Raw genomic sequence first — 25,026 nt, 5'->3', positions numbered from 1 at the left:
CTTGCCCGTGATGCCCTAAAAAGCGACCCGTTCAGCAAGCCCTAACTATATACCCCGAAAACCGCCGAGTTCAATAAAATAACCGTCACGACGGAAAGCCATAGGATCGGTTTTTTCAATACGGAAAGCTGCGCGCCATAAGAAAGCCTTTCTTTAACCGGCAAAGAGGGCACGAAAACCATAGTCGCCAAGAGCACGATAAAATTCACGATCGCAAAGAACGCCATTGCCATTTCATAAGAAACGGCACTAACGATCAAACTTGCGATCGGCACGCCGGCTGCCATGCCGGCGGATACTCCGATAAAGATTTTGGAGACCGCTTTGGGAGCTTCTTCTTTCCGTACGGAAGAAGCAGCGACGGTAAAGGCCAAAGAACAATAGATTGGATGAAAAAGCGCCGGAAGGATACGGGCGATTAAGAGAATGGTAAAGTTAGTCGTCAATAGGGATATCGTATTCCCAACGACGAAAGCGGTTAAGACAAGCAACATGACTTTCTTGCGATCGATCCCGGAAAATAACAACGGCAGCGTGGGTCCGGACACGGCAATCGTAATCGCGAAAAAACTTACAAGCCACCCTGCTTTCGAGATGCTGACATGAAAGTGTTCCGCAATGGAAGGCAATAACCCAATGACGCCCATTTCGGTGTTTAAAATACCGAACACGCCGACAGTCAATATTAGGATGAGTAAGTGATTCGGTTTTTCCATAATCCTCCGCTTCGTTTACTTCAAATTCTCGGCAAAGATATCGTTGCCCATTTCGATAAACCTCACTTTCTGAATAAACGAATATGGTTGTTTAATCACCGCATGTCTATTATCATAGGAAGGCAGCCTATCTTCAATGGTTAAAAACCCGCGATTCGTTGATTTATCAACAAAACGATTCAGTACGTCAATTATCGAAGAAAGTTTGGTGCGATTGACGATGGCAAAAGTGGATCGGAGAATTCTGAAAACCCAAGAATCCTTGAAGAAAGCCGTCATTGAACTGATGTCCGAAAAGAAATTCGATGACATTACGATTCAGGATATCGCGGACCGGGCCAACGTAAACCGCGGAACGATTTATCTTCACTATCAGGACAAATACGATTTATTGGACAAAATCATCGAATCGCTCATTAATGAACTGAAGGAAATGGATGCTTGGGCCTGCGAGATGGATTGGACCGACGCTCTCGTGCCGTACTTCGAATATTTCGAGAAAAACCATTTGCTCTTTTCGACCATGTTGGCAACGAAAGGGGCTCCCGCATCGTTTCGGACCCGGCTCCTTGCTTCTTTCATGGAAGGTTTCAAAGGCGAGATCGACCGGGAGAGCGGAAAAAACGCGGATTTACACGATGACGTGATGCTGCAATTCGCGGGGACCGCCTACGTAGGGGTCATCGAATGGTGGATCCGTAACGGGATGCCGTATCCGCCGAAAGTGATGGCCAAGCAAGTCGGGGCGCTGTTAGCGAGGACTCTATAGTCCATGTCCCCTATCCTTATCCCTTCCGTAATTGCTGACGCCGATCGCTTTCAGCTTGCCGGCTTGATGAGGGGTGGGACCTGGTCGAAGGGAAAAAGAGCGGATTAAACGAGGAGATTCCGGTTCAATTTTTCGCGCCGGCATACGTAGGAATCGTGGAATGGCGGTGTAAGAACGGAATGCCCTATCCCCCTCGCGTGATGGAAGAACAAGTATGGAAGATGCTAGAGAAGAACTTGTCCTAATGATAAACAAGCCCGTGATCCGGGTAAGATATCGGATCACGGGCTTGTTTGCGCAGGGCGTAATCTAATCCTCGATCGCCGCCTTGCGGCCGTTGATGCGGCGAATCGCCGCCGGATCGAACTTCGGTTTGCGGTCGTACGTATAAAGCCCGTTCACTTCCTGCTCGACGTCGTAAAGCTGCGTGTAGCAGAAACCGAACATCATCGGATGGTCCAGCAACGTGTCGGTCAGGCCGGCATAACGCGCGAGAAACTCCTCCTCGGTAGCCGGACGGTTGCCATACCCCCACGATTTGCCGTCCATCTGTCCCGGGTTCCACCAAATCCCGCCGTATTCGCTCACGAAGTAAGGTTCGCCGCGGTACGTCTGCCGTTCCGGGAACGTATTGAACGCTACGCCACCCGTCTTCATCGGCTCGTAACGCGCGCGGAACGTCTCCGGATTCTGGTCGTAATCGTGAATGTCGAAAATGTCCGTAATCACGTGATAGTTGCCGCTCGTATCGATGACCGGCCGGGTCGGATCGAGCGCTGTCGTCGTCTCGTATACGATCCGCAGCACGTCCGGATCCTGGCGCGCGCCGTCGCGGTCCCACGTCTCGTTGAACGGACACCAACCGATCAAGGCCGGATGGTTGAAATCGCGTTCCACGGCTTCGATCCATTCCGGCAGGAAGCGCTCCAACCCGCGGGGCGTCGTGATGTCCAGCCCCCAGTTGGCATGCTCGCCCCATACCAAATAACCGAGCCGGTCCGCCCAATACAGGAAGCGCTCCTCGAACATTTTCTCGTGCAGCCGGGCTCCGTTAAAGCCGAGTCCCATCGAGATTTCGATGTCCCTGCGCAGGTCCTCGTCCGACGGCGCCGTATACACGCCATCCGGATAAAAGCCTTGATCGAGCACGAGCCGCTGAAACACCGATTTGCCGTTGATGCGGAACGCCATGCCGTCCAAGCGGATCGATCTCAGGCCGAAGTACGAGTCGACCTCGTCCGGAGCCGACGGGCCGCCGCTCACCTTCAGCTTCAAATCGTAGAGCTTCGGATCGCCCGGCTGCCAGAGGTGCACCTCCGATACGGGCAGCGTGAGCCGGACGGAAGGTCCCGAAATTCGGGCAGAAGTCCGGCCGACCTCCTGCCCTCCGTAAGACGCCGCCGCCTCCAACACGCACCCGGCCGCCGGCCCCCGAAGCTTGGCTTCGATCTGGACGCACGCGTTGTCCGGGTCCGGATAGAGCCTGAAGGAAGCGATCGAAACGTCCGGCACATGCTCCAGCCACACCGTCTGCCAAATTCCCGTCGTGCGCGTATAGTCGCAGCCGTGGGATTCGTAGCGTTCGCTTTGTTTGCCGCGGGGCTGCAAGCCGGTCCGGTTGTCGTCTTCCGCATAGACGGTTACCGTATTCGTGCCCGGGCGCAGTTGGGCGGTAATATCGAAATGGAACGAGCTGTACCCGCCCCGGTGCTTGCCGACGGACTGGCCGTTGATCCAGACTTCGGCCTCGTAATCGACCGCTCCGAAATGAAGCAGCACGCGGCCCGCAGACCAATCCGCGGGAAGCTCGAACGTCCGCCGATACCAGACGGCCGGCATGAAATCTTTGTGCTCCACTCCGGACAGCTTGCTCTCCGGACAGAACGGCACGAGGATCGTGCGGGTCAAAGCCTCCTCGGTGGCAAACCACCCCCGCTCTTTGCCGCTGCGTCCGGCATCGATTTCGAACTGCCACTCTCCGTTGAGATTCATCCAGGAGGTGCGCGCCATTTGCGGGCGCGGATGCTCCGGACGGGGAATCGCCGTTGTTGCCGACATCGCCGACACTCCTTTCCGTAACCGATTAGAAAACCCTAACTACGATCGTTAATAGACATATAAGTTCCGGTCTTCCGCCTCCCGGATCCAGACCTGCATGAAGCCTTTCTCCCGGTTATCCCACGCATAATAAGGAACCAGCAGGCACGGCTTTCCGTCTTCCGCTCTCCCCATCAATACCGTCACGCCGCCAAGCAGTTCCGGACGGTGACGGACGATCAGCGGTTCCCGCGCGGAAAGGGCGAAGGCGTCATAGGTGAGATCCGGATTATCCGCTTGCTCCACGCAATAAACGATGGGGCCGCGCTGAATCGCGATTCGGCCGCGATCGGCTTCGACTTCCGCCCGGGCGCGCACGGCCTCCACCGGCATGTCTAGTTCAAGCACGACGGAATCTCCCGGCGACCAACGCCGATCCAGAACGAGATACCCCCGGTCTGTCAGCGCTTCGGCTCCAGAGATAGGCGCACCGCAAACCTCGAGCCTGTAGCCTCTGCACCACCCCGGAACGCGCAATCGAACGGCGAAGTTCGCCGCCCGCTCCGGGTGAACCGTAAGCTCGATCCGGCCGTCCCAGGGGTAATTCGTCTTTTGGCTCAGCTTGACGTTCAGACCGTCGCCGATCGCGAACTCCGCTTCGCCGTTCAGGAATTGATTGACGGCAAGCCCATCGCCGGTCCTCGCATACGCATACTGGCCGATGGAAGGCAAATACCGAACGAGATTGGTCGGACAACAGGACGTGCCGAACCATTCCACGCGGTGGTGGTCTCCTTTCGACGCCAGCGGATTGACGTAGAAAAACTTGTCGCCGGACAACGAAATGCCGGCCAAAGCGCCGTTGTACATTTCGCGCTCCACCACGTCGGCATATCGGGCGTCGCCGAACAGCAGGTTCATCCGGTGATTCCAGAACGCCATGGCGATCGCGGCGCATGTTTCGCAATAAGCCGTCTCGTTCGGAAGATCGTAGTCGCGGGTAAAGCCTTCATTGTGCCGGGAAGGCCCGATGCCCCCCGTTACGTACATATTGCGCTCCACCGTATGCGCCCACACGCGATGCAAAGCCTCGACATAGGCCGGGTCGCCCGAAGCGTGAACGACGTCCGCCATGGCCGTATAGAGATACATGGCGCGGACGGCGTGCCCGGTCACTCTCTCGATGTCCCGAACCGGAACGTCGTCCTGGCAGTAGGCCGGCCCCCATTCTTCTTTCTCCCAGATTTCCCCCTGGCCGTAACCGTGACCGCGTTCCTCCAGCAGCCATAGAGCGAGCTTCCAATACCGTTCCTCATGCGTAACGCGATACAGCTTCACGAGAGCGAGTTCGATTTCCTCGTGCCCTTCTACCCAATGGCGTTTGCCCGGGCCGAAGACGCGGTCGTAGTGATCGGCCAACCTGCAGGCTGCGTCAAGCAGCTTGCGTTTGCCCGTCGCCTCATAATAAGCGACCGCCGCCTCGATCAAGTGCCCGCCGTTGTACATTTCGTGCTTTTCCATGTCGGTCCATTTCTTATCGGGCGCCGCCAGCGTAAAGTAGGTGCACAAATACCCGTCCGGTTCCTGCGCCGAAGCGATAAAATCGATGATCCGATCCGTTTCCGCCTCCAGCTCCGAATCCCGGTTCGACATCAGCAGATAGGCAACGCCCTCAAGCACCTTGTACACGTCGGAGTCGTTGAAATAGATGCCCTCGAACGGTCCTTCCATCCGGCCGCCGGCCTTGGCGAAGTTCGAGATCCGCCCCGTCGCCTCGCACTGGGCCAGGCAAGCCTTGATCGTCACTTCGTTCAACGTCTCGAGCCGCGGACGCCAGAAAGCGTCCTCGATGCTCACTTTCGTAAACGGAACGGGTTGCCAACGCATGAGCGGGGGTGCGGTACGTTTCATTTTCCGTTTCTTCCTCTCTTTCGTCCTCTCATCCTTTCAGACCGGTCAACGTAATCCCTTCCAGGAAGTAACGCTGCCCGATGAGGAACACGACGACGCAGGGCAGCACGACGGCTGCCGAAGCCGCCATCAGCAGATCCCATTGGGCGGTATAGGTCCCCTGGAACATCTGAAGCCCGAGCGCAAGGGTAAACAGACTGTCGCTTTTCACATAAATGAGCGGACCCATGAAATCATTCCAGGATCCCAAGAAGCTGAATAAGGCGACCACGATCAGAACCGAACGGCTAAGCGGCAGGATCACTCTCAGATAGATTTGAAAATAAGTCGCTCCGTCCACGAAGGCGGCTTCGTCGAAATCCCGCGGAATCGTGAAATAGAATTGGCGCAGCAGGAAGATATTGAAGACTCCGCCGCCGAAATAAGCCGGTACGATAAGCGGATAGTACGTATCGTAGAAGCCGAGCATCTTCCAACCGAGAAAGCTGGGAATCAGCGTGACGGCCGCCGGCAGCATCATGCTGGACATCAGAATGCCGAATACGGCGTCCCTGCCTTTCCATCGAATCCGCGAGAACCCGAACGCCGCGATGCTGCTGGTCGCCACGGTGCCGACGAGAACGCCGGCCACGATGATCAGCGTATTGGTAAAGAAGGTGCCGAACGGCAGGATCGTGAGCGCGCGATGGAAATTGTCCCAGTGGAACGGCTTCGGGATCCACTCCGGCGGCATGGTGAAGATCTGGGACAAATCCATGAGCGAGCTTCGCAATAACCAAACGAACGGAATGATAAACAGGGCGGAGATCGACAACAGCGCTGCATAGCCTGCCGTAATCGCAAACTTCGATTGCCTCACGCGCGCTCCCCTCCTTCGTAATGCACCCAGGTCTTCGAGGTTCTGAACACGATAAAGGTGAAAAAGAGGATGATGACGAACAGCACCCAGGCCAGCGCGGAAGCGTACCCCATTTCGGTATCCCGGAACCCCGTCCGCCAAAGATAGAACACGTAAAACAAACTCTTATTATTCGGTCCGCCCTGCGTTAAAATATATGCTTCGTTGAACACTTGGAAGGAGCCGATAATCGTCATGATCGTATTGAAGAAAATCGTCGGGGTAACCATCGGAATCGTGATGTGGCGCAGCTTGCGGTACCAGCCGCCGCCGTCCACCTCGATCGCCTCGTAATACTGCATGGGAATGCCCGACAGTCCCGCGAGGAAAATGATGACCGTACCGCCGATTCCCCACAGCGTCGTGAGCACGACGGACGGGATGACGCTGCCCTCCGAAAACAACCAGTTGCTGGTCGGCAGATGAAGCCACCTAAGCGCGGCGTTGACCAGGCCCAGATCGGGGTTCAGCAGCCACAACCAGATCATCGCCGAAGCGACCGCGGGCACGATGCTGGGCAGGTAGATGATCGTGCGGAATACGGCTCTGCCTCTAACATTCAGGTTCAGAAGCAGGGCGATCGCGAAGGAAAGGAGAATCACGGCGGGCACCCGCAGCACGACAAAGTAGAACGTCACGCCGAGCGACGGATAGAACAGATCGTCTTCGCCCGAGAACAAATTGACGTAATGGTCGAATCCGACGAACGAAGTATGGTCTTTGAAGACGTTATAATCGGTCAGGCTCAGCGCCAGACTGGCGACCATGGGACCGAGCGTGAAAAGGATGAACCCGAGGATGGCGGGCGAAGTGAACAACAGACCGTAGAAGAGTCCTTTTCTCATGCTTAACCTCCGATCGCGAAGCTTCCCGCCTAGGACAACGGCGTTCTTCCGCAAGAACGCCGTCTCCTTCATGATCCGTTATTTTCCTAATAACTTTTATGGATTCACGTCGCGACGGCCCTGCACCTGGGCTTGCGCTTTCGCCGCGATCGCGTCCAGGGCTTCCTGGGCGGTCTGCTGGCCGAGCCACACCTTATCCAAAGCGGGATTCACGATATCCATGATCTTGTTGAAGTTTTTGACATACCCCGTAGGCGTCTGGTGGCTGTTATTCAATAGAACGTCGATGACCGCGTCTTTATAGCCCGACGGCCGGGAAGGGAGGTTCTCCGTCCATTTGGCGATCAAAGCCGGTTCCGTATACCAGTCCCGATAAGCGGGCATCCAGGTTCCGGCCGTCAGCAGGTCGATCGCCGCTTCCGGGTCGAGCAGCGCTTTCATGAGCTCCCAAGCCTCCTGGGGATGCTTGGTGGACTTGAACATGGAGAACATCCCGCTGACGACGGTCGTCATCGGTTGTTTCATGACCGGCAACGCGCCGACGTTGTAGTGGACTTTCGATTGGGCCAATCCCGCGCTCGCCCATTGCCCATCCACGACCATGGCCACTTTCTTCGTCTGCAGCGCGACGTTCGTGGCCGGGATGTTCTTGGCTTGAACCGGGGAAGGCGCGACATGATGAACGTTGATCAAGTCCGCGATTTTCTGCAGGGCTTCTACCGCGGCCGGTTGGTTGAGCGCGAAGGTCTTCCCGTCCTCGGAAAGGAAGTCCCCGCCATTGGAGTAGACGAAGTTGCTGTAGTTGCCCCACCAAGTCCCGAAGTTGACGCCGTATTGCTTGATGTTCTTGGGATCGAAGCCGGGATCGGAGGCGTTCCGGCCCTTGTTGTCGATCGTCAGCTTCTTGGCGGCCTCGACGAACTCCTCCCACGTCCACGCTTCCGATGCTCTGGCCGGCGGCGGCGCCATTCCCGCGTCTTTGAAAATATCTTCGTTATAGTACAGGACGAACGTCTCCGGCCCCGGGCCTAAGCCGATGACGTTGCCCGGTTCCAGCGAATACGTGATATTCGGCACCAGCCGGTCCGCCGTGATCTCCGAATCGGCCGAGAGGAAATCCTGCAGGTTGTAGAACTTGCCTTGCTCCGCGAGCGGGAACGCGATGCTGGCGGATTCCATCTGCGCGATATCCGGCTCGTCGTTGCCCGCGACCATCGTCGTGAGTTTGGTATCGTAGTCGGTGGGAATGTGCTGAAGCTTGACGGTGATGTTCGGATACTTCGCTTCGAACTTGGCAATGGCCGACTTGTAAGCCGCCACTTCCTCCGGCGCTCCCCATACCGTCATGCGCAGCGTAATCGGTTCGCCCGGCCCCTCTCCGCCGGACGATTCCGAGCTGCTTGCCGAATCCGCCGGAGCGGCGGAGGAATTCTCGCTCGCCGGGCTCGAGCCGGACTTCGAGCATGCGGATAGAATCGCAACCACGACCAGGAGCAAAGCAATCAGAACGGATAGGGACTTGCGAGAACGCGGCATCTTCCGGAACCCCTTTCGGTTTTACCCCTCATGGATTCATAGCTGCAGTCTATGATGCCTAAATTATAAAACCGGATGCAGCGCTTACATAACCCGAACCTGTTTGGAATGGTGGACTCTGTTTGGGTTTAGAGCGGAAGCGTGATCGTCACTTTCGTCCCGATCCCCGGTTGAGAGGAGAACGCGACCCCATAGTTCTCCCCGTAGGTCATCCGAATCCGGGCGATCGTGTTCTTGATGCCGACCGAAGACGATTCCTCGAACAGGATCGCATGAACCGTATCGCCGCTCATTCCCCGTCCGTTATCCTCCACCTCGAAATACCGGGTTCCCTGCTCGATCCAACCGCGGATCCGGATCCGCCCCCCCGATTCGATCTGATCGAAGCCGTGCAGGATCGCGTTCTCGACGAACGGCTGGAAGAGCAGCCGAGGCACTTTGTAATCGTACAGCGCCGATTCGATCTCGTAGCTGACCGCGAATTTCTCCTCGAACCGGACGGACATGATATAGAAATAGTTTTTCATCCATTCGATTTCCTCGGACAGATGGACGGCTCCCCATTCCTTCCGGGACGTATAGTGCAGCATGTTCGACAAGCAGACCAGCATTTTGCTGAGTTCCTTCTGATCGTTCTCGATGGCCATCCAATTCATGACGTTAAGCGTGTTGTAGAGAAAATGCGGATTCATCTGCATGTTCAGCGCATGGATTTCCGCTTCCTGCTCTTTTAATTTGATCTCGTAATTTTCCGACACCAAGAGACGAATCCGATCGTTCATCAGATTGAACCGCTGAAGCAGAATCCCGAACTCGTCGTTGGTGCTGACCGCGACCCGGGTCTGGAAATCCCCTTCGCCGACGGACCTCATCGCGCCGAGCAGCTTCTTGATCGGATTCGTGATTTTGCCCGAAATGAAAAAAGCGAGCATCAGCGCGACGATTCCCATGATGACGGCCAAGACGGTGGTGGACGAACGGATGATGGGAACCAGGCCGCCGACGAGCGCGGATTCGGGCGTCAGGACGATGGACATCCACCCGGTGACTTGCGAACGGTCGAAGCAGACGATCGTCGGCACGCCGTCCAGTTTCATCCTTAACGTTCCGCTGCCCATCCGTTGGACGCGTTCCACCCAATCGCCCCGGTACGCTTGCGTGATTCTGCCGGACTCGCTGCCCGCCACGATGCGGTTGTCCGAATCCAGCACCATGAATCGGGAACCGTCGGGAATGCTTTTCTCGTACAGCGACCGCAGCGTGTCCGATTTGAAGCTGATCGCGAGAACCGGCCGCTCGATGCCCGGACCCAGCTTCTCCAAGGTCGTGTTGTCCAGATAGGAGAAATCGAGAACCCGGGTCGCGGAGTACAAATAGCGGAATTCGATCGTTCCGGTCTTCAGATACGGTTGATGGAACATGTCGGCGAAATCGTAGGTAGGATACCAGACCATCTTGCCTTCGGCCTGCCTTGCCGCGCGGTAAATATCCGAATCGGTCGGATCGCCTTGAGGCAGCATCTGGCCGAAGGTGAAATAAGACGTCCACAGCTGGTATGCGTACACTTCGTCGATCTGCGAGAAATAACTCCTTAAAGCGTCGGACACCTGGCGGTCGGCGGCAAGCAGCTCCGCCTTGTTGTCCGGGTTCAGCTGATCGAAAATGCGGAACAAATCCTTGTCCACGAACAAAGCCATGCTGTTCTGGTCGATGATCCGCAGCTTGGTGTCCATGATCTCGTTGTTTTTCTTCACGATCTCGTAGACGTTCTTCTGCGCCTGTTCCGTCACGACGTACAGGCTGGTGCGGTAGAAGATCAACCCGAGCACGACCAGCGGGACCGCGATCAGGAAGATGAAGCTGGCTAGCAGCCGGGAGCGGAAGGTCATCTTCATCCTTCCCTTCTCCTTTGCGGGAAGGACGCGTGTTTATAAGCTTCCGGCGACACGCCGTTCTGTTTCTTGAACACCCTGCAGAAATACTTCGTATCCTGATACCCGCACTCCGCGGCGATTTCGTATACTTTCAGCCTGTTCTCCGCAAGCAAATCCTTGGCCCGCCGCATTCTGGCTTCCGTCACGTGTTCGGAGAACGTTCTTCCCGTCCGGTTTTTGATCAGGGTGCTGAAGTAGGACGGATTGAAGAAGAAATGTTCGGCCGCGCGTTCCAACGTCAATTCCTGCTTGGCGTTCTCTTGGATCCATCTCAAGCATTCGGCGACGATGAGCTCGCTTTTGTCCGCCTGCGCGCGCCTCAAAGCCTCGTGCACGTCCTGGAGCCGCGCTTCCAGAATGGCCATGAGCTCTTGAAAGGTCGCGCAACACGGGATCTCTTTCACGGCCGAATCCGTGACAGCGCTTCCAATTTGCCGGTCCACGTAATCGCCGATCCTGCTTTTCAATTGCATCAAGGCAAGCGCGGCGCATTCTTTCATCAGGTTCGGATCCGCATGACCGTTCTCCGCGAGTCGGGCGAAAGCCGCCCGGCACATCTCCACGGCCGCATCCGCATCCCTTCCTTGCAGCGCTTCGAATAACCTCTCCCCGTCAAGCAAGATCGGATCGCTTTGGGGGAGCAGTTCATCGTGAAATACGATTCCGTTCCAACGCTCGTGAAAGTTATAGAGATTGGCCGTCTGGGCGGCCTGGTAAGCCTGGGGCGCATCCGTCCATAAAGATCGGCATGCCGGCCCGATCCCATGTGTAAGCCGTCCGCATGCGGCCCACTCCGCCCCCAAGGCGGCAACCGTTTGACGGATATCCGGCTTTCTTTCATGGATGGGCTTGGAGGTTCGGAGAATCGTGACCGCTTGGAAAACGTCCTTCCGAGAGACGTTGACGGAGAGCGTGCTCGCTTCGCCGAAAACCGCCCACGCCCGTTCCAAATGCCGCGACATGGCCGCAGGATCAAAGCCCTCCGGTCTTCCCGGTCCGATTCGGAATTCCGAGAAGATGACCGTTCCGCTCCCCTGAATCCCTTCCATCGTTTCGAGTTCCGTACGCTCCGTATCCGACAAGCTTCCGTTCAACCAGGACAGAAGCAGATGGTTCCGATAGGTAGAGGAAGCGAGGCTCAGCCGGTGCTTCAACTCTTCCGATTCCGAACGCTGCCGGGACTCCGCGGCAATCTGGCCTTCGATGCGCCGCAATACCTCCTCGACCTTCTCCGCTTCCACCGGTTTCAACAGATAATCGTAAGCCCCGTGGCGAAGCGCGGTCTGGGCGTATTCGAACAGATTGTAGGCCGAAATCATGACCACCTTGGCCCGAAGGCCTTCGTCCGCCAGCATTTTCAGGAAAGAAAGACCGTCCATGTTCGGCATCCGGATATCGGTTAACACCGCATCGGGTTTTTCGGACCTGACGAGCTCCAGGGCGTTCTCCCCGTCTTTGGCGACCAGAACTTGATCTTCCGGCCGCAGGGCATGAATCAAATTATCCATTCCCCTGCGGTGTCTCGGCTCATCGTCGACGACTAAAATTTTCATCCCGCTCAGCCCTCTCGTCTGAATAAGGCAGTGTGAAAGAAAGGAATCAAATTTTATTATAGGCAGTTGCCGAGCGTATAAGAAAGGCCGATTATGTTTAGAATGGTGGATTCTGTTTCGGTGTTTGGGGTTACTCGTCGTCCTCCCATTTTCTCGAGTACGCTTTATTGAGCACCCAGAACGTGATCCAAGCCAACACGGCGATAATAATGGCCGCGGCAATCCACACACCGATCGGAACGTGCATATAATATCTCCTCCGGGTATCATGTCTTGTCATGCACTAATCCTAACTATACCAACAGTGAACGTTGTAACGCAATAAAGCGCGCATGCTTTAAATGGTGTACTTGCAGGAAATTTTTATAAGCGATACACTGGATCATAACGAAAAGCGATGATGGAGAGAGTAAGCGGACCGAGATTCTTGACAGGGACGGCGTGCCGACCGACTGAGAGCACCCGAATGAATCCAACCGCCGAAGTTCACTCCGGAGCCGGATGCTGAACGAACGCCGTTCTGAGTTCGCTAGGCATTCCCGTCCTGCTCTGCGTTAAAGAGCCGAAAGCGAGAAATGGCGTCGTGTCTATGGGCGCGCTCCATTTCTAATAAGGGTGGTACCACGGCTCCTCGTCCCTTGCGGACAGGAGTCTTTTTGTTGTTTTAAAAACATGATCCTAAAGGAGCGGATTGTAATGGCCAAATCCGGTTTGGAGCAATTGAGAGATCAGTTGGACAACATGAATCATCGCCTGTTGGAACTCCTATCCGAACGGGCGCGCATCGTCCAGGAAATCGGGGAGGTGAAGGAGAAACAAGGTACGCCTAAATTCGATCCCGTCCGGGAGAAGGAAATGCTGGCGGAACTCGTTGCCGCGAATCGGGGCCCGTTTGACGATAAGACGATTCAACATTTGTTCAAGCAAATTTTTCAGGCCTCCCTCAATCTTCAAGAATCCGAGCATAAGAAGCATTTGCTGGTGAGCCGAAAAAAGCAGAAGGAAGATACCATCGTCCGAATCGGCGATACAGCCGTTGGAGGGCTCAAGCGGCTGATGGTTGCGGGTCCGTGTTCGGTCGAAAGCTACGAGCAGGTTCGCATTGTGGCCCAAGCGTTAAAAGAGGCCGGCATCGAGGTGATGCGCGGAGGCGCGTTCAAGCCCAGAACATCGCCATACGATTTCCAGGGGCTCGGCGTGGAAGGGCTGAAAATTTTGAAGGAAGTCGCCGACGAGTTCGGGTTAAAAACGATCAGCGAAATCGTAGACCCCAGGCATATCGAGCTGGCTTCCGATTATATCGACGTGATTCAAATCGGGGCCCGCAACATGCAGAACTTCGAATTGCTCAAAGAAGCGGGCGAGACGCGCACGCCCGTGCTCCTCAAGCGGGGGCTGGCCGCGACGATCGACGAGTTCTTGCATGCGGCGGAGTACATCGTTTCGCGCGGCAATACCCAGGTGATGCTGATCGAACGAGGCATCCGCACGTATGAGCGGGCGACGCGCAACACGCTGGATATTTCGGCGGTTCCGATTCTGAAGCAGGAAAGCCATCTGCCCGTTCTCGTGGACGTCACCCATTCGACGGGGCGCAAAGACATCATGGCTCCTTGCGCGAAAGCGGCTCTCGCGGCGGGCGCCGACGGCATCATGGTCGAAGTGCATCCCGATCCCGCTACGGCTCTATCCGATGCGGCGCAGCAGCTGAACATCGAAGAATTCAACCGCTTCTATGAGAGCGTGAAGCAATCCGGGCTTCTGTAAAAGCAGGAAACGAAAAACCGCCCGTTTTGGGCGGTTTTCTTACGGGATTCATCTTTTATGGTGTTAATAAGCCGTCCAGCCCGCGTCCGCCGTAATCGTGGTCCATTGACGATGCTGGAATCAGCTTGGCGTATTGATAGCCGACGTTTTTCGTCAACCCGACCACGGCATGCTTGGAAGCCGTATAAGCGGCACCGGCACGGGAACCGATCAATCCGCCGGCCGACGCGATATTCACGATGACGCCTGCCTGCTTCTCCGTGAAAATGGGAAGCACTTTGCGGATCGTCCGCATCGGCCCCGTCGCGTTGACCGCGAATACTTTCTCCCACTGTTCATCCGTCAGGTCACCGGCAGGCACGAAATTGTCCATGATGCCGTCCTATATGCAGGAGCAATTGGTGAAGATCATCAAACTGTTGCCGTCCGGCACGAAACTGGGGATCAAATCGAAGAAGATTTAGGCCAGGCGGCTAACTTCCAAGCACAGATGATTGTTGTCGAAAAACACGAACGATCCCAGTTGAGGAATGTCCGTGATGGAGACTTGAGCATGGCTTAAACGCTCCCGCAAGGCGTTGGCGGACGTTTCATCCGGGAGCTGCAGGGCAACATGGGGGACGAAACTCAACGCGTGAATGTCCGAAGCGCCGAGCGTTGTTTTTTCGATCGGGCGTTCGAAGAAATGGAAGCCGCAAATGTCATCGTCTTTTCGTTTGAAGAAAATAAGACAATGCCTGCCGCGTCCCCCTTGAGACGGGGCGATATCGCTGATTTGCATCCCCAGCACGTCCCGGTAGAAGCGAATGGTCGCGTCCAGATCCGCAGTATTCAAGGCAATGTGATGAATACCCTGCCAGGGAATTTGTAAGGATTGTTCTGTGTTAGACATCCTATTTTGCTCCTTTTCTTTTTTTAGACGATATATAGGGGCGCATATTGAGATCGAGGGTCGGGAACGATCGGCCTTTGTTTCTCCCTCTGTTTCGCCCGCGCGAGAAACGCCGATGGCGTACAGCCCGCCCATTTCTTGAATTCATGGATGACATGGGCTTGATCATGATAGCCAAGATGGGAAGAGACGTCCGTAAAAGAAACGGTCGGCCCTTGGATCAGTGAGGTCAGCAACGCCTCGAAGCGGAGGAGGCGTGCGAACACCTTGGGCGATACGCCTATGAGCTGCTTAAATCGTCGTTCGAATTGGCGCAAAGAGAGCATGCACTCGGCGGCAAGCGTACTCATAGGGATTTGACCCTGTGAATGGTAAAGCAGCTCTAGCGCAGAACGCAGAAAGGTCAAATCGGCAAGCGTCCAGCGCGTTCGCGCGGCGTTAAATTGCTGCGGGCCAAGGATTTGCCCGGCGTAAGAACTGCGGCGCGCCGTTCCCTCCAATGTGCGGGCAAGGCAGAGCCAGATTCCATCGCGCGGAACCGTGACGGGGATTTCCATCGTGCGACTCACCTCTCTTTTCAAATCAATGTTTCACTTGTGTATCGATGTGGAGGTTCTATGACAGATCGTAGCATAAGACGCCATCGGGAGTATTGTGAAAAAACGACGTTTTTTCAAGAATAACGAAAAACGGATCAAGTTCTCGTCTGGGCATCGAGAACTCGATCCGTTTGAAGACTTTCTCTCGGGCGGCTTCGTCAAGCCGATCTTCTCGTAATACCTCAGCGTATCGATGCTAAAACCCGTCAATTCAGCCGCCTGCCCGATCGAATACATGGGAACGCCTCCTGCTCCTGCACCGTATACCCGTATTCTAAACGCTGGAGTCAACTCCAGGTCAATATCGGATGGATTGAAATTGAAATAGGGCCGTCCTAGCCTATGTAGGACGGCCCTGATATCGAACAATATCTTCATTCGTAGCACTTTGAAAAAGTATCTAAAAGCATCATCGGGACAGTTTTAGGAGCTCAACGGTTTTTTACTGGTTCCACACTTTTTATCACCAGATAGGTGTTCAGTGACATTATAGTTGGTTCCTCAAAAAAACAGTGATATCAAGCATTTTTGGGTCTTTGACTACATTTTCAAGTTACATTATTGTTGGTATCTAAGAACAGACTGCTAACTTCGTAATTACAATAAAGTTTGTATCTTATTGTTACATTATAGTTGGTTATTGCATAGTTGGGCGTGAATAGCATATTTTTAGACCTTTTCGTGTTACCAATCTTATAAACGGTTTAATCATAACTTAAACTAATCTTCTCCATCCTCTAATCCGGGATTTTCTTTAATCATTTTCATTAATTCTTCTATACTAAACCCTTCATTTGGATCATTTGATATTTCATACCCAGCCGCAAGTAATGCCACTCTATTGTATTCCTCTTCCGTTATATCTTCTTCATATTTTTTCGTTACGGAATTACGTTCTATTTCTTGAACCATTATTTGTTTCATTTCTTCCAAGAGCTTAGGGTGTTTTTCAATTACATTGAATAACCTCTCGATGTCTAGAGCATCAGTAGCTTCTGGGTAAAGTGCTGTGCCACTAAGAGCTAACGAAAAATCATTTAATATGCTATGAAGTAATTCGAAGAGATTATCAATTTCCTCATACCTAACTTGCGCATCACTATGGATTCGCTTGCGGTCTAAATAATATTTCTTATCATAATGAGCAAAAACCTTGTCTCTCCATTTAAATAAATTATCTAAAATTGGTTTTTGCTCCTCAAGCTGTTTCTTATATCTTTCAAGAGTTGATGTATTTATTATCGAGATACCTGTATTATTTTGTTCCTCATAAACAGACGAACTAATTCCTTCTGCAACGCTTATTAATTTCCTAAGATTGCCAGCTGCTTTAGAATCACTATCATATAGTTTGGTTAGTGAAATAACAAAATCAGTGAATAACGCTGATGTAGTCATATTAAAATATGCTGGAGATATTCTATTCATAAGGTCATATCGTTCTTTAGATGAATTAATAATTTGCTTCCATACATGATATTTAGATTTAACTCGGATGGTGTCATGATACATTTGCATTATTAATCGTTCCAAACTGCTTTTATCATACGTCATAACCTCACCACTTTCGCTAATATTATCCCAAAGAGGTAACTTAAACCGACTCACTACTGCCAATAAAAAATAGCTCCTGGAGGACATCCAAGGGCTCCTTTTGATATGTAGTAACAATCGATAAAGGCAAGGTCTAACCCAGATAAACATGCTTGTTTAAAGCATGTGATGCAATCACCAGTCGTCCCCGCTGAAATTGAATTACAGTCATAATATAAGACCCAGCTTCACCCTATTTGAAATTCAGTGTTGGCTAATATGTCGAGTATACCAATCATGAAGTGCAATCCAAAAGCGCGATGGCTTCTGATACTAACCTCATTCCTAATATTACTATAGTTTCAAATTCCAGTCCCTTTGAGGAATGGCGAGTGCTTATATTCACTTGGTTCACGGGATTACCCATCCCATTGATAATACACTCCTAAACTGGCATCAAAGCATACTCCTAGGTTAGGAATGTTGTCAAATTGCTTTAGAAGGGGCGTAATTAAAAAGGGCGAAGAACTGTGTACCAGTTTTTTCAAAGTTCTTCGCCTGAGGGAATTCTTTCTCAATCATATCTCAATTAATAACTACCTCTTTTATGATTTTTGATAGGGAGCAAAATTTGATTAAAATTTTTATTAATCTGACGTTCAACATCTTCATAACTACAGTTCCAGACCGAACACAAATATTTCTGAACAAGCGAGATATCTTGGGTTGTAATTACCTTATCACGAATTTTGATAAATGGACCATCCGTTTCAGTTAATAATCGATCTCGAGGTATCTTTTCGATGATCTTACATCCGTTAGTGGAAAGGAGCATTGCAGGATTAACTGAGAAATAGTGACCTGCTGCGACAATTTCTTTAAGAACAGATAAGGAGCCGCTGTACCAATGAAAGATTGCTCCCTTTATCGAGAATTCATCTAACATTTCCAGCACTGTAGATTCGGCTCTTCTAGAATGCAGCGAAATAAACCTCGGACGTTCACTGATATGAGTTAACACATGCCGAAAACTATCGATTTGTTTTGCTTTTGTAGCAATGCCTTCTCGTGAGAAGTCTAAACCTACCTCACCAATGTATGATGTCTTGTGCACAAGACCAACAAATTTCTTCAATTCTGAAGGTGTGTGTTCTTTGACGTAAAGAGGGTGTAGGCCTAGCGCCACCCGAACATGCCTAAATTTCTTTAAGTGGGCAAACCCCAACTCGAAGTGGCTCGGTAAATTTGTAACAGCGATAGTGGGAATACCTTCACTTTCAATTTCTTTCGCCACCATATAGGGACTTCTGTACAAATCTATATGGCAATGTGCGTCGATCAATTATTTCACATCCTTAAGTAAGACCAATCAATCGTTTGATTTCTGTTGTTCCTTTGTCATTTATTAGTTTCTTCACCTCGTACATTGCTCGATCAACAAGGCCAGAATATTCATCAACTTCGTCGATAGTCACACCACTTGAAATCAACAACCTTTTTATTTCCTCAATACTATAGTTATGCCCAAGAAAAGCCAGTACAGCCCTAAAATCATTGGCAGAAGTTTTGCGCCCGTTCAAATCAATTTCATTACTACAAATATCTATCCCATAACTTTCAGTATCTGCATTGATCACATGCAATGATGCTCTTCTAAAAATACATGGAACGCATCTCCCACAACCTTTTGCATCTCTTCTAAGCCAGCTGGATTTGTGCCCACTTTTCCCACAGGACACTGAATCAGGAATCGCATTTCGCAAAATCTGTTGATTTTTACACTGGCTAATTGCCTCACCTTTTGTTTTCATACCTAAAGGATTTATTATTGGATTAGATATCCCGACACTTTGGAGGATATTATCCAGCATTCGTAAATAATTCGGATGAGCAGTTCTAGTGCTGCATGTTCCTCTTCGAGATGGTGTAAGTGGTATATTTAATGCGATTGTCCCATTCTCCGGTATCATCAATGGAATCTCCTCACCAATACTCGCAGCCGCATAGATACCTATGGCAAGAAACAAAATGGAACGGCTTCTGAAAGTTGTCTCCTTTCCTGACGGATTCTGGCCGGCCCTAATTTGTAACGAATCGATTCTATTAGTATACTGAGGCTTTAAAAGGCCGATAAGATTGCTCTGATCTGTCTTTGGTCCGCTAACCTGCCCATCATAATGTCCTACTAACAAAATATTTTTCTCTGGGTTACTCTCCAGCCAGTCAATAGCACCAACTAATGAATCTAATCCGCCAGAGAATAAACAAACCATGTCTGCTTGCACATGTGGCAGAACTCGTCTTGGCGGACGCCTTCTTTCAGTTGGTTTATGTAAAGGAGAGGTATTAAGATAAAACTCAATATCCCAAACGTCTCCGGTTAAAAATGACATGCACTTTTCCAGATCTTCCTTTGTCATTTGCCACTTTGTCAGCTCATAAACCGGGATTTTAATCTTGATATCACGAGTCCATCTATCATCCGTTGCTTTTCTTCCAACAAATTTGTCTGTAGCATAGAACACAGAAGCTATAAACAAGAAGTCTAATACTGTTAAGTTTGGAATTCCGCATCTTTGATGTACTGTTTTAAAATCAACATCGAGATTACAGATTTCTTCAGTTTCGGTATTATGAATGGATACTTTCGCAAGTTCGAGTCTGGTTTTCTCCGTCGCACTTACTGTTACGTTTATCACGGCTAACCTCCGAATACATCTAGTGTTTTTTCTAACACTTGAACACAAATTGCTTCGCCTTCATGTCCGTTCCAATCGACTTGTGTAATGTCTCTATCAAGGGCTAAGACTGTAATTTCGGACTTGATATAATCCAATATATCATTGAGAAAGGCATCAGCTTGAGCGTTTCCAACTTTAGAAGCCAATCTTTCGTAAAACGACCGACAAAATTGTTGATACACATAGTACCCAAAAAATCTTTCCAACAACTTTATAAGGTTGTCCGGCTGAGCGCATCCTTCTAATACTTGACCAATCCCATCAATCCCCTCGACTTCCTCGAACATTTCGTCCATAAGTTGGGAAAGGGCATTTCTAGCATCTACTTGATCAATAGTGCTCGCATCTTCCCCGAAATAGTCGATAAGAGATAGAACAATATCCGATAATGGCTTTCCCCTCAGATGCACTAGTCCTGTTTGTTTCAATGCGTCGTCGAGACCAACACGGTTAACTAACGAAAGGAAAGAACCTAAGTTCCTCGCGACGGCCACTGCGCTTTTAGCACCCATTCCTCCATTTCTTGCCACACCTTGTGAACCGCCATTAGCACGAATAAACTGTCCCACTAATTGCTTAGAGTTATCAATGCCTGGGAGGCCTTCTTTAGCAAGCCTCGAGACTTTCCCCTTCAAATCTCCCCATTGAGGGGTTGTAGGGGCATCATAGCCTTTAGATGTGCCCATTTAATGTTACCCCTTTCTTTCCCTTGGTCTTAAAGCTCGACCTATTCTTGTATCAGTAGATCTCAAATGACTCATTACAGGTTCAAAATGTTCTTTCAGCTTTGGATCACTTATACTTAAGGCGGTCAAATCACTACCAACTGCTGGAGGGATTGCTCCTGCAGGAACATTAAATAATGCACGAGCAAGACATTCTATACTTTCAACAACATCCTTTTCAATCAGTCCCCTTAATGCGTCGTAACCAACTTTTTGATCTGGATTACGCTGAATATGCTTCTCAATCAGGTCCAGCAGTAGAATACGCTCGTCCGCGTTTAACTTCAAAGCGGAATCAACTGCGCGCCCCATCCTTCCTGCATTAGCAGAAAGTATGTCGTCAAGTATGGTTCTTACAAATGGTGGAATCATAGATACCCCGGATAACGTTGAGCTCAGCTTATCTCTCGCTACCCAGAAATAATCCCTTAGATCGATTTCACTCAAGAGCGGTTCCATCACGACCCAGCGACGCATAAAAGAAGAAGCCCATTGAGAATCAATTTTTTTAGCCTCTTCTTCATTATCGATATTACCATCAGGCGGAGCCAAAACCGCTTCAAGCTGCTTTAATTCGCTAGACCTACCTTCTTGTTTAGCCTGCCATTCAAATAAATCCAAAAATTGCTTAGAGTGCCCGTATTCAAGAACCATCAATTTTACCAGAACGTCATCCCGTATATTTTGCAACCCTGCAACTTTTGCCAATTCCTTTCTCAGGAAATAGGCATTTAAAAACCGCTTAACTTGCCTTGGATTCCCCTTGAGTCCTTCTGTAATGAGCGGAGCAATGCTTGAACTGAAAATCAAACTCTCACTTAGCGTAGCTGGAAGTTCTCTCTCGCCAAATGCTTCTTTCACGGCAGCGTAACCAAATACGGAATAACGATTCGCACACCTCTGATCTTCGCAAGCCTTGTGTACCTTTCCAAGTAAGGTTTCATCTTCTATGTCCCTAGCACAAAACAAAAGGGCCATATAGCTTTCAACTTCTGCTGGTGACAGCTTAGGTAATCTATATGGAATTTGTATCAATTTCTCCAAGTAATCAGTAACAAGCCTCTCAGATGCCTCAACTGGGTCTCGCTCATCCTTGAATTTCATTTGCGCATACCTAACCTCAATTGCATGACGTACTATCCGAGGATCAGCTCCTATTACGAATGCAGTTCTTTCAACATTTAAAAATAGTTTAATCGCTTCTAAATTTTCTATGATGCGTTCGTTCGAACATCTGTCTAAATCATCGATTAATACGACCAAGGATTCAATATTTGTTTCTTTAAGTAGCTTTTCGAAGTCATGACGGAACGTTCTTACGTCCATAGCGCTTGCTTCGCTCTGATCTTCCTTGATCATTTCCTCCCAATTAAACTCGGATTTAGATTCCTCCGCCTCTGTTTCTGCTTCCTTTTCACTTTCTTTTTGGGGCAGTATTGAACCCAATATTTTCTTACCAGAACCCACTAAACTCGGTACAATACTTGCCCCCCCTGTGATATATGCGGCTAATGCGGGGAGGCCGATTTCTTTTACTCCGAATTTTGCCACTCGCATCCAATTCACAGACTTTAAGAGCCCAGCAACTTTTTCTTTAATTCTAGGACCAAATCTTTTATGTTCGCCGAGTTGTAATAGGATCGAGCTAAGAAGCGCTGACTTGGCATCATCATAACCTTCGAAGAGCCAACCATTGAAATATAAAACTGCTATTTTTTCATATTTTTCTTTTTCCGGCGAACCCGATGGATAATTCTCGGGATCTAAGTCGTACTCCAACATTTTCATGATACTTGTTTTTCCACTACCCCAGTCTCCAAAGACCCCTAAAGTTACAGGCAACAGTTTTGGGTTTGTAACCACCGACCTAATCAAGTCGGCATGTACTTTAAAACCAAGCAAGTCTTGCGATGTCTCATTATCAGCCCACATATATTAATGCACCTCTAAAAATTAGTATCGAACACACTCAGCTTCTAATCTCAGACTTTCGACATATTTCCTCCAATTTCCTGCCAATTCAATGTAGTACACCATTTCCAATCTCGGTTCTTTGGACTTTATGCCTAAGACTTCAATCGAAAATATTTCTGTGATAATATTGGAAGTGTTGTGAATATTTTTCGAAGTAGAGTGATAACATGCAAACCTTTCCGAAAGATATAACAGATGCGATGCGTACTTGTATCTTGGCTATTTTTTGGCCAAAAGAGCAGATCGTCGACTTTTTTAGAAATAATGGCTGCACAAAACGCGACTTAAAAACGGTCCTAAGTAAAGGTGTAGAAAATATAAATCGAGCTGCTATTGTAGATGAGGTATTTGGTCAATTAAATGCACGCGATGATAAAGGAATTGGGCAGTATAGGGCAATGCTTGCCTCTATTATTAATTGGAATCATTTTGACCCATATTATTTTAAACAACTTAAACGTCTAGATGAGGCTGAAGCTAGACGCAGTATAAATCATTTAAAACAAGTTCAAGAGATACGCGATGCAAAAACAAAAGAATTAAGAAAACAGGCAGATGAAAGAAAAGCCGCCGCAGCTCCTAGAGTTTCATTAGTCGATTTGGAGACAGAATTTATAAATCTATACCGGGGAATTTCTTCAAATCAAAATAGGGGATATCAGTTAGAGATTCTTATGAAGAAACTATCCGAATTCTCGAATGTGCCATTTTCGGAACCGTTTAAACTTAATGGGGAACAATTAGATGGCTCATTAAAGTTTGATGGGGAAAATTACCTAGTAGAAGCAAAATGGCACGATAGTTTAACAGCGAGCGATGCTCTTTATCATTTTGCATATAAAGTCGAAGGAAAAATGTATGGTCGCGGTTTATTCATTTCAGTAAACGGCTATTCTCGAGATGCAGTACGGGCCTTAATTGCCGGAAAATCTATTAAAACGATATTGATTGATGGTGGGGATCTTTCTGTAGTATTTTCCGGAAATATATCCTTCTTTGAAATGCTGGATACAAAAATTAGAGCCGCCCAAACAAAAGGATTAATTTATGTTGATCCGCTAAGTTTAAGGAGTAAGATTGAATAGAAAACACCAATGGGGACTGGTAAGCCCTCACAGGTTTTAATTACTATCCCCAGTCCTCGCTAAGGTCCAATTCTCTATTGCAAATATCACACCGGACTTTAATAACTAAACCAATGCTTGTCGGAATAAAAGTATAAGCAAACTTTGCTCCTGCCACATCAACTGCTTTACAGGAGTCCCACTCCCGAATTCTGTTCTCCATTTCTTCGGTTATTTCGAATACCATTCTAGACCCTCTTCATTAATTAATTTTCGTCATCCTTCATAAAACCATCTATTTTCCTGCCTAAACGGTAAATTAAGAACATCAAAAATCCAATCACTATCGATTCAACGGCATTTCCCCATTCATGATTTATTGTAAAACCTATACCTACTCCCAGCATTATTACAATAAAGACCTTGAAAGATGGATTCTCAAGCTTATCTAACCACCGACTCATTAACAACCCCCCCTTAAAACGTCAACATTTTAAATTGCGCCTTACTCTTTACTATTTCCCACTTTAAATCCATTTAAAAACTGTGTAATTCCAAAATTCCACAAAAACTCATTTGTCTTAAACTTCATCGGAATCCAGTTCTTCTATATTTGCAGATATCTCAAAGTACATTTTGATCCCAGCCACCAAGGATGCATCCTCATCAGGTAACGGCCCGATATTCAAGGTATATCGTTCATCGAATTTCTTTATCCTCAAACCATGCAATAAGATCCGAGCTTCTTTCTGATAACGATACTTGGGAAATTTATAAAACAGTTCTTTTCTTTGATCAGTTGGCTCAATAAAAAACTCTTCATTCTCGAATAATGTGTAGTTAATGTGAGATAACTCAGCTCCAAAACCTTCACGATGGACAGCCTTCATAATCTGTTCGTGAAAAGGTCGTGCTTGAATAATCAAAGTTGCCGGTACATCGTCAGGGCGTGCATTGAGGGCTGCATTTGAGGAAAAGCCACTATACATTCTTTCATCAAAGTCATAACGAACTTGCTGCAGACCAGGTCGTGTTACGTTTTGCAATAAATCAAGGCCACGAAATGAATAAAAACAGAATGTTGGTACAGAGTAGGTGGATTTTCTTCTCAGCAATACATATTCCCCATCGGGCAATACTTCCAAGTCATCCCCAAATTTCCTCCCACATTGCTCAATCCTTGGGTCCTTCTTCTTTAATCGTGCAAAAACACCCTCATACAAATCACCTTGTTCACTGTTACCAGTTTTTTTGGCTATATTGATGTATTGACCAGGACATGAGAAACTTACTTTCCCATCCTTCAAAGCTTTCATCCATTTTGTAGCACCGAACTTAAATAGAATCAATGAATTTTCTTCTGGAACCATAGAACTAATTCTCCTACCTATGATTATCTCAACCCTTTTCGTCCGTATTTTAGCACAATCTCAGAATAACTACCCGTTATTTCGTTAAACGATTAAAAAGGTAGTTGAACCGTTATCTGGATACCTACTGATAATTCTGTAAATTTGGCGAAACTGCTATAA

The 25,026-nt window shown here is 49.4% G+C and carries 20 protein-coding genes and 2 pseudogenes; 3 read left to right on the top strand and 19 right to left on the bottom strand.

Annotated features, from left to right (window positions below; all coding sequences use genetic code 11):
* Positions 1 to 44: 44 nt before the first annotated feature.
* A pseudogene (locus PTZ19_RS23495) lies at positions 45 to 716 on the bottom strand (MFS transporter); the annotation flags it as partial.
* 220 nt (positions 717 to 936) lie between these two features.
* Here PTZ19_RS23495 and PTZ19_RS23490 point away from each other — a divergent pair.
* Entirely contained in the window at positions 937 to 1,485 is a 549-nt protein-coding gene (locus PTZ19_RS23490) for a TetR/AcrR family transcriptional regulator (protein WP_276358064.1), read from the top strand.
* Positions 1,486 to 1,794: 309 nt separating this feature from the next.
* Here PTZ19_RS23490 and PTZ19_RS23485 read toward each other — a convergent pair whose 3' ends face one another.
* The 7 genes from PTZ19_RS23485 to PTZ19_RS23455 form a co-directional block, all read right to left on the bottom strand.
* Positions 1,795 to 3,543: a glycoside hydrolase family 2 protein gene (locus PTZ19_RS23485; RefSeq protein WP_276358063.1), complete on the bottom strand. Its 1,749-nt coding sequence runs from the start codon at positions 3,541 to 3,543 to the stop codon at positions 1,795 to 1,797.
* 48 nt (positions 3,544 to 3,591) lie between these two features.
* Positions 3,592 to 5,433 (bottom strand): glycoside hydrolase family 127 protein, encoded by a 1,842-nt coding sequence (locus PTZ19_RS23480; RefSeq protein WP_276358062.1) that lies wholly within the window; start codon positions 5,431 to 5,433, stop codon positions 3,592 to 3,594.
* Positions 5,434 to 5,461: 28 nt separating this feature from the next.
* Entirely contained in the window at positions 5,462 to 6,292 is an 831-nt protein-coding gene (locus PTZ19_RS23475) for a carbohydrate ABC transporter permease (RefSeq protein WP_276358061.1), read from the bottom strand.
* Positions 6,289 to 7,176 carry a carbohydrate ABC transporter permease gene (locus PTZ19_RS23470; protein WP_276358060.1) on the bottom strand — a complete coding sequence of 296 codons (888 nt, stop codon included), beginning with the start codon at positions 7,174 to 7,176 and terminating at the stop codon, positions 6,289 to 6,291. The genes PTZ19_RS23475 and PTZ19_RS23470 overlap by 4 nt, the downstream gene beginning before the upstream one ends.
* Positions 7,177 to 7,272: 96 nt before the next feature.
* Positions 7,273 to 8,712, bottom strand: a complete 1,440-nt coding sequence (locus PTZ19_RS23465; RefSeq protein WP_276358059.1) for an ABC transporter substrate-binding protein — start codon at positions 8,710 to 8,712, stop codon at positions 7,273 to 7,275.
* A gap of 128 nt (positions 8,713 to 8,840) precedes the next feature.
* Positions 8,841 to 10,607, bottom strand: a complete 1,767-nt coding sequence (locus tag PTZ19_RS23460) for a sensor histidine kinase (protein WP_276358058.1) — start codon at positions 10,605 to 10,607, stop codon at positions 8,841 to 8,843.
* A complete protein-coding gene (locus PTZ19_RS23455) occupies positions 10,604 to 12,199 on the bottom strand; it encodes a response regulator transcription factor (protein ID WP_276358057.1) in 1,596 nt (531 codons plus the stop codon). Before PTZ19_RS23455 ends, PTZ19_RS23460 begins: the two co-directional genes overlap by 4 nt.
* A gap of 696 nt (positions 12,200 to 12,895) precedes the next feature.
* Here PTZ19_RS23455 and PTZ19_RS23450 point away from each other — a divergent pair.
* On the top strand, positions 12,896 to 13,966 hold the full coding sequence (locus PTZ19_RS23450; RefSeq protein ID WP_276358056.1) for a bifunctional 3-deoxy-7-phosphoheptulonate synthase/chorismate mutase: 1,071 nt from the start codon (positions 12,896 to 12,898) through the stop codon (positions 13,964 to 13,966).
* 127 nt (positions 13,967 to 14,093) lie between these two features.
* On the opposite strand, the pseudogene PTZ19_RS23445 reads toward PTZ19_RS23450, so the two are convergent.
* From PTZ19_RS23445 to PTZ19_RS23405, 9 genes and pseudogenes are all read right to left on the bottom strand, one after another.
* Positions 14,094 to 14,345, bottom strand: a pseudogene (locus PTZ19_RS23445) (SDR family NAD(P)-dependent oxidoreductase); the annotation flags it as partial.
* Between the two features lie 81 nt (positions 14,346 to 14,426).
* A complete protein-coding gene (locus PTZ19_RS23440) occupies positions 14,427 to 14,858 on the bottom strand; it encodes a VOC family protein (protein ID WP_276358055.1) in 432 nt (143 codons plus the stop codon).
* Between the two features lie 23 nt (positions 14,859 to 14,881).
* Positions 14,882 to 15,415, bottom strand: a complete 534-nt coding sequence (locus tag PTZ19_RS23435) for a helix-turn-helix domain-containing protein (RefSeq protein WP_276358054.1) — start codon at positions 15,413 to 15,415, stop codon at positions 14,882 to 14,884.
* 33 nt (positions 15,416 to 15,448) lie between these two features.
* On the bottom strand, positions 15,449 to 15,694 hold the full coding sequence (locus PTZ19_RS25490) for a MerR family DNA-binding transcriptional regulator (protein WP_422615039.1): 246 nt from the start codon (positions 15,692 to 15,694) through the stop codon (positions 15,449 to 15,451).
* Between the two features lie 483 nt (positions 15,695 to 16,177).
* The gene (locus PTZ19_RS23425; RefSeq protein ID WP_276358066.1) at positions 16,178 to 17,065 is read right to left on the bottom strand and encodes an AbiU2 domain-containing protein; all 888 of its coding nucleotides are present in this window, start codon (positions 17,063 to 17,065) and stop codon (positions 16,178 to 16,180) included.
* Between the two features lie 514 nt (positions 17,066 to 17,579).
* Positions 17,580 to 18,332 carry a Qat anti-phage system TatD family nuclease QatD gene (gene qatD, locus PTZ19_RS23420; RefSeq protein ID WP_276358053.1) on the bottom strand — a complete coding sequence of 251 codons (753 nt, stop codon included), beginning with the start codon at positions 18,330 to 18,332 and terminating at the stop codon, positions 17,580 to 17,582.
* Positions 18,333 to 18,345: 13 nt separating this feature from the next.
* Positions 18,346 to 19,689, bottom strand: a complete 1,344-nt coding sequence (qatC, locus tag PTZ19_RS23415) for a Qat anti-phage system QueC-like protein QatC (RefSeq protein ID WP_276358052.1) — start codon at positions 19,687 to 19,689, stop codon at positions 18,346 to 18,348.
* Positions 19,690 to 19,691: 2 nt separating this feature from the next.
* Positions 19,692 to 20,417, bottom strand: coding sequence for a hypothetical protein (locus tag PTZ19_RS23410; RefSeq protein ID WP_276358051.1), 726 nt, complete (start codon positions 20,415 to 20,417; stop codon positions 19,692 to 19,694).
* 6 nt (positions 20,418 to 20,423) lie between these two features.
* Positions 20,424 to 22,388: a KAP family P-loop NTPase fold protein gene (locus tag PTZ19_RS23405; RefSeq protein ID WP_276358050.1), complete on the bottom strand. Its 1,965-nt coding sequence runs from the start codon at positions 22,386 to 22,388 to the stop codon at positions 20,424 to 20,426.
* A 209-nt stretch (positions 22,389 to 22,597) separates the two neighbouring features.
* Here PTZ19_RS23405 and PTZ19_RS23400 point away from each other — a divergent pair, with 209 nt between their 5' ends.
* Positions 22,598 to 23,515 carry a restriction endonuclease gene (locus PTZ19_RS23400; protein WP_276358049.1) on the top strand — a complete coding sequence of 306 codons (918 nt, stop codon included), beginning with the start codon at positions 22,598 to 22,600 and terminating at the stop codon, positions 23,513 to 23,515.
* Positions 23,516 to 23,760: 245 nt separating this feature from the next.
* On the opposite strand, the gene PTZ19_RS23395 is transcribed toward PTZ19_RS23400, so the two are convergent.
* Positions 23,761 to 23,958 carry a hypothetical protein gene (locus tag PTZ19_RS23395; protein ID WP_276358048.1) on the bottom strand — a complete coding sequence of 66 codons (198 nt, stop codon included), beginning with the start codon at positions 23,956 to 23,958 and terminating at the stop codon, positions 23,761 to 23,763.
* A gap of 117 nt (positions 23,959 to 24,075) precedes the next feature.
* Positions 24,076 to 24,864 (bottom strand): hypothetical protein, encoded by a 789-nt coding sequence (locus PTZ19_RS23390; protein ID WP_276358047.1) that lies wholly within the window; start codon positions 24,862 to 24,864, stop codon positions 24,076 to 24,078.
* Between the last annotated feature and the right edge of the window lie 162 nt (positions 24,865 to 25,026).

The organism is Cohnella caldifontis, assembly GCF_029360585.1.
GTDB lineage: Bacteria > Bacillota > Bacilli > Paenibacillales > Paenibacillaceae > Cohnella > Cohnella caldifontis.
Note: the sequence above shows the minus strand (reverse complement) of the source record. Positions and strands in the feature narration are given on the sequence as shown.

Excerpts from the sequence above, each read along its gene's own strand:
- PTZ19_RS23490 (WP_276358064.1), top strand. The coding sequence starts at position 937 with ATGGCAAAAGTGGATCGGAGAATTCTGAAAACCCAAGAATCCTTGAAG.
- PTZ19_RS23485 (WP_276358063.1), bottom strand. The coding sequence starts at position 3,543 with ATGTCGGCAACAACGGCGATTCCCCGTCCGGAGCATCCGCGCCCGCAA.
- PTZ19_RS23480 (WP_276358062.1), bottom strand. The coding sequence starts at position 5,433 with ATGAAACGTACCGCACCCCCGCTCATGCGTTGGCAACCCGTTCCGTTT.
- PTZ19_RS23470 (WP_276358060.1), bottom strand. The coding sequence starts at position 7,176 with ATGAGAAAAGGACTCTTCTACGGTCTGTTGTTCACTTCGCCCGCCATC.
- PTZ19_RS23465 (WP_276358059.1), bottom strand. The coding sequence starts at position 8,712 with ATGCCGCGTTCTCGCAAGTCCCTATCCGTTCTGATTGCTTTGCTCCTG.
- PTZ19_RS23460 (WP_276358058.1), bottom strand. The coding sequence starts at position 10,607 with ATGAAGATGACCTTCCGCTCCCGGCTGCTAGCCAGCTTCATCTTCCTG.
- PTZ19_RS23455 (WP_276358057.1), bottom strand. The coding sequence starts at position 12,199 with ATGAAAATTTTAGTCGTCGACGATGAGCCGAGACACCGCAGGGGAATG.
- PTZ19_RS23450 (WP_276358056.1), top strand. The coding sequence starts at position 12,896 with ATGGCCAAATCCGGTTTGGAGCAATTGAGAGATCAGTTGGACAACATG.
- PTZ19_RS23440 (WP_276358055.1), bottom strand. The coding sequence starts at position 14,858 with ATGTCTAACACAGAACAATCCTTACAAATTCCCTGGCAGGGTATTCAT.
- PTZ19_RS23435 (WP_276358054.1), bottom strand. The coding sequence starts at position 15,415 with ATGGAAATCCCCGTCACGGTTCCGCGCGATGGAATCTGGCTCTGCCTT.
- PTZ19_RS25490 (WP_422615039.1), bottom strand. The coding sequence starts at position 15,694 with ATGTATTCGATCGGGCAGGCGGCTGAATTGACGGGTTTTAGCATCGAT.
- PTZ19_RS23410 (WP_276358051.1), bottom strand. The coding sequence starts at position 20,417 with ATGGGCACATCTAAAGGCTATGATGCCCCTACAACCCCTCAATGGGGA.
- PTZ19_RS23405 (WP_276358050.1), bottom strand. The coding sequence starts at position 22,388 with ATGTGGGCTGATAATGAGACATCGCAAGACTTGCTTGGTTTTAAAGTA.
- PTZ19_RS23400 (WP_276358049.1), top strand. The coding sequence starts at position 22,598 with ATGCAAACCTTTCCGAAAGATATAACAGATGCGATGCGTACTTGTATC.
- PTZ19_RS23395 (WP_276358048.1), bottom strand. The coding sequence starts at position 23,958 with ATGAGTCGGTGGTTAGATAAGCTTGAGAATCCATCTTTCAAGGTCTTT.
- PTZ19_RS23390 (WP_276358047.1), bottom strand. The coding sequence starts at position 24,864 with ATGGTTCCAGAAGAAAATTCATTGATTCTATTTAAGTTCGGTGCTACA.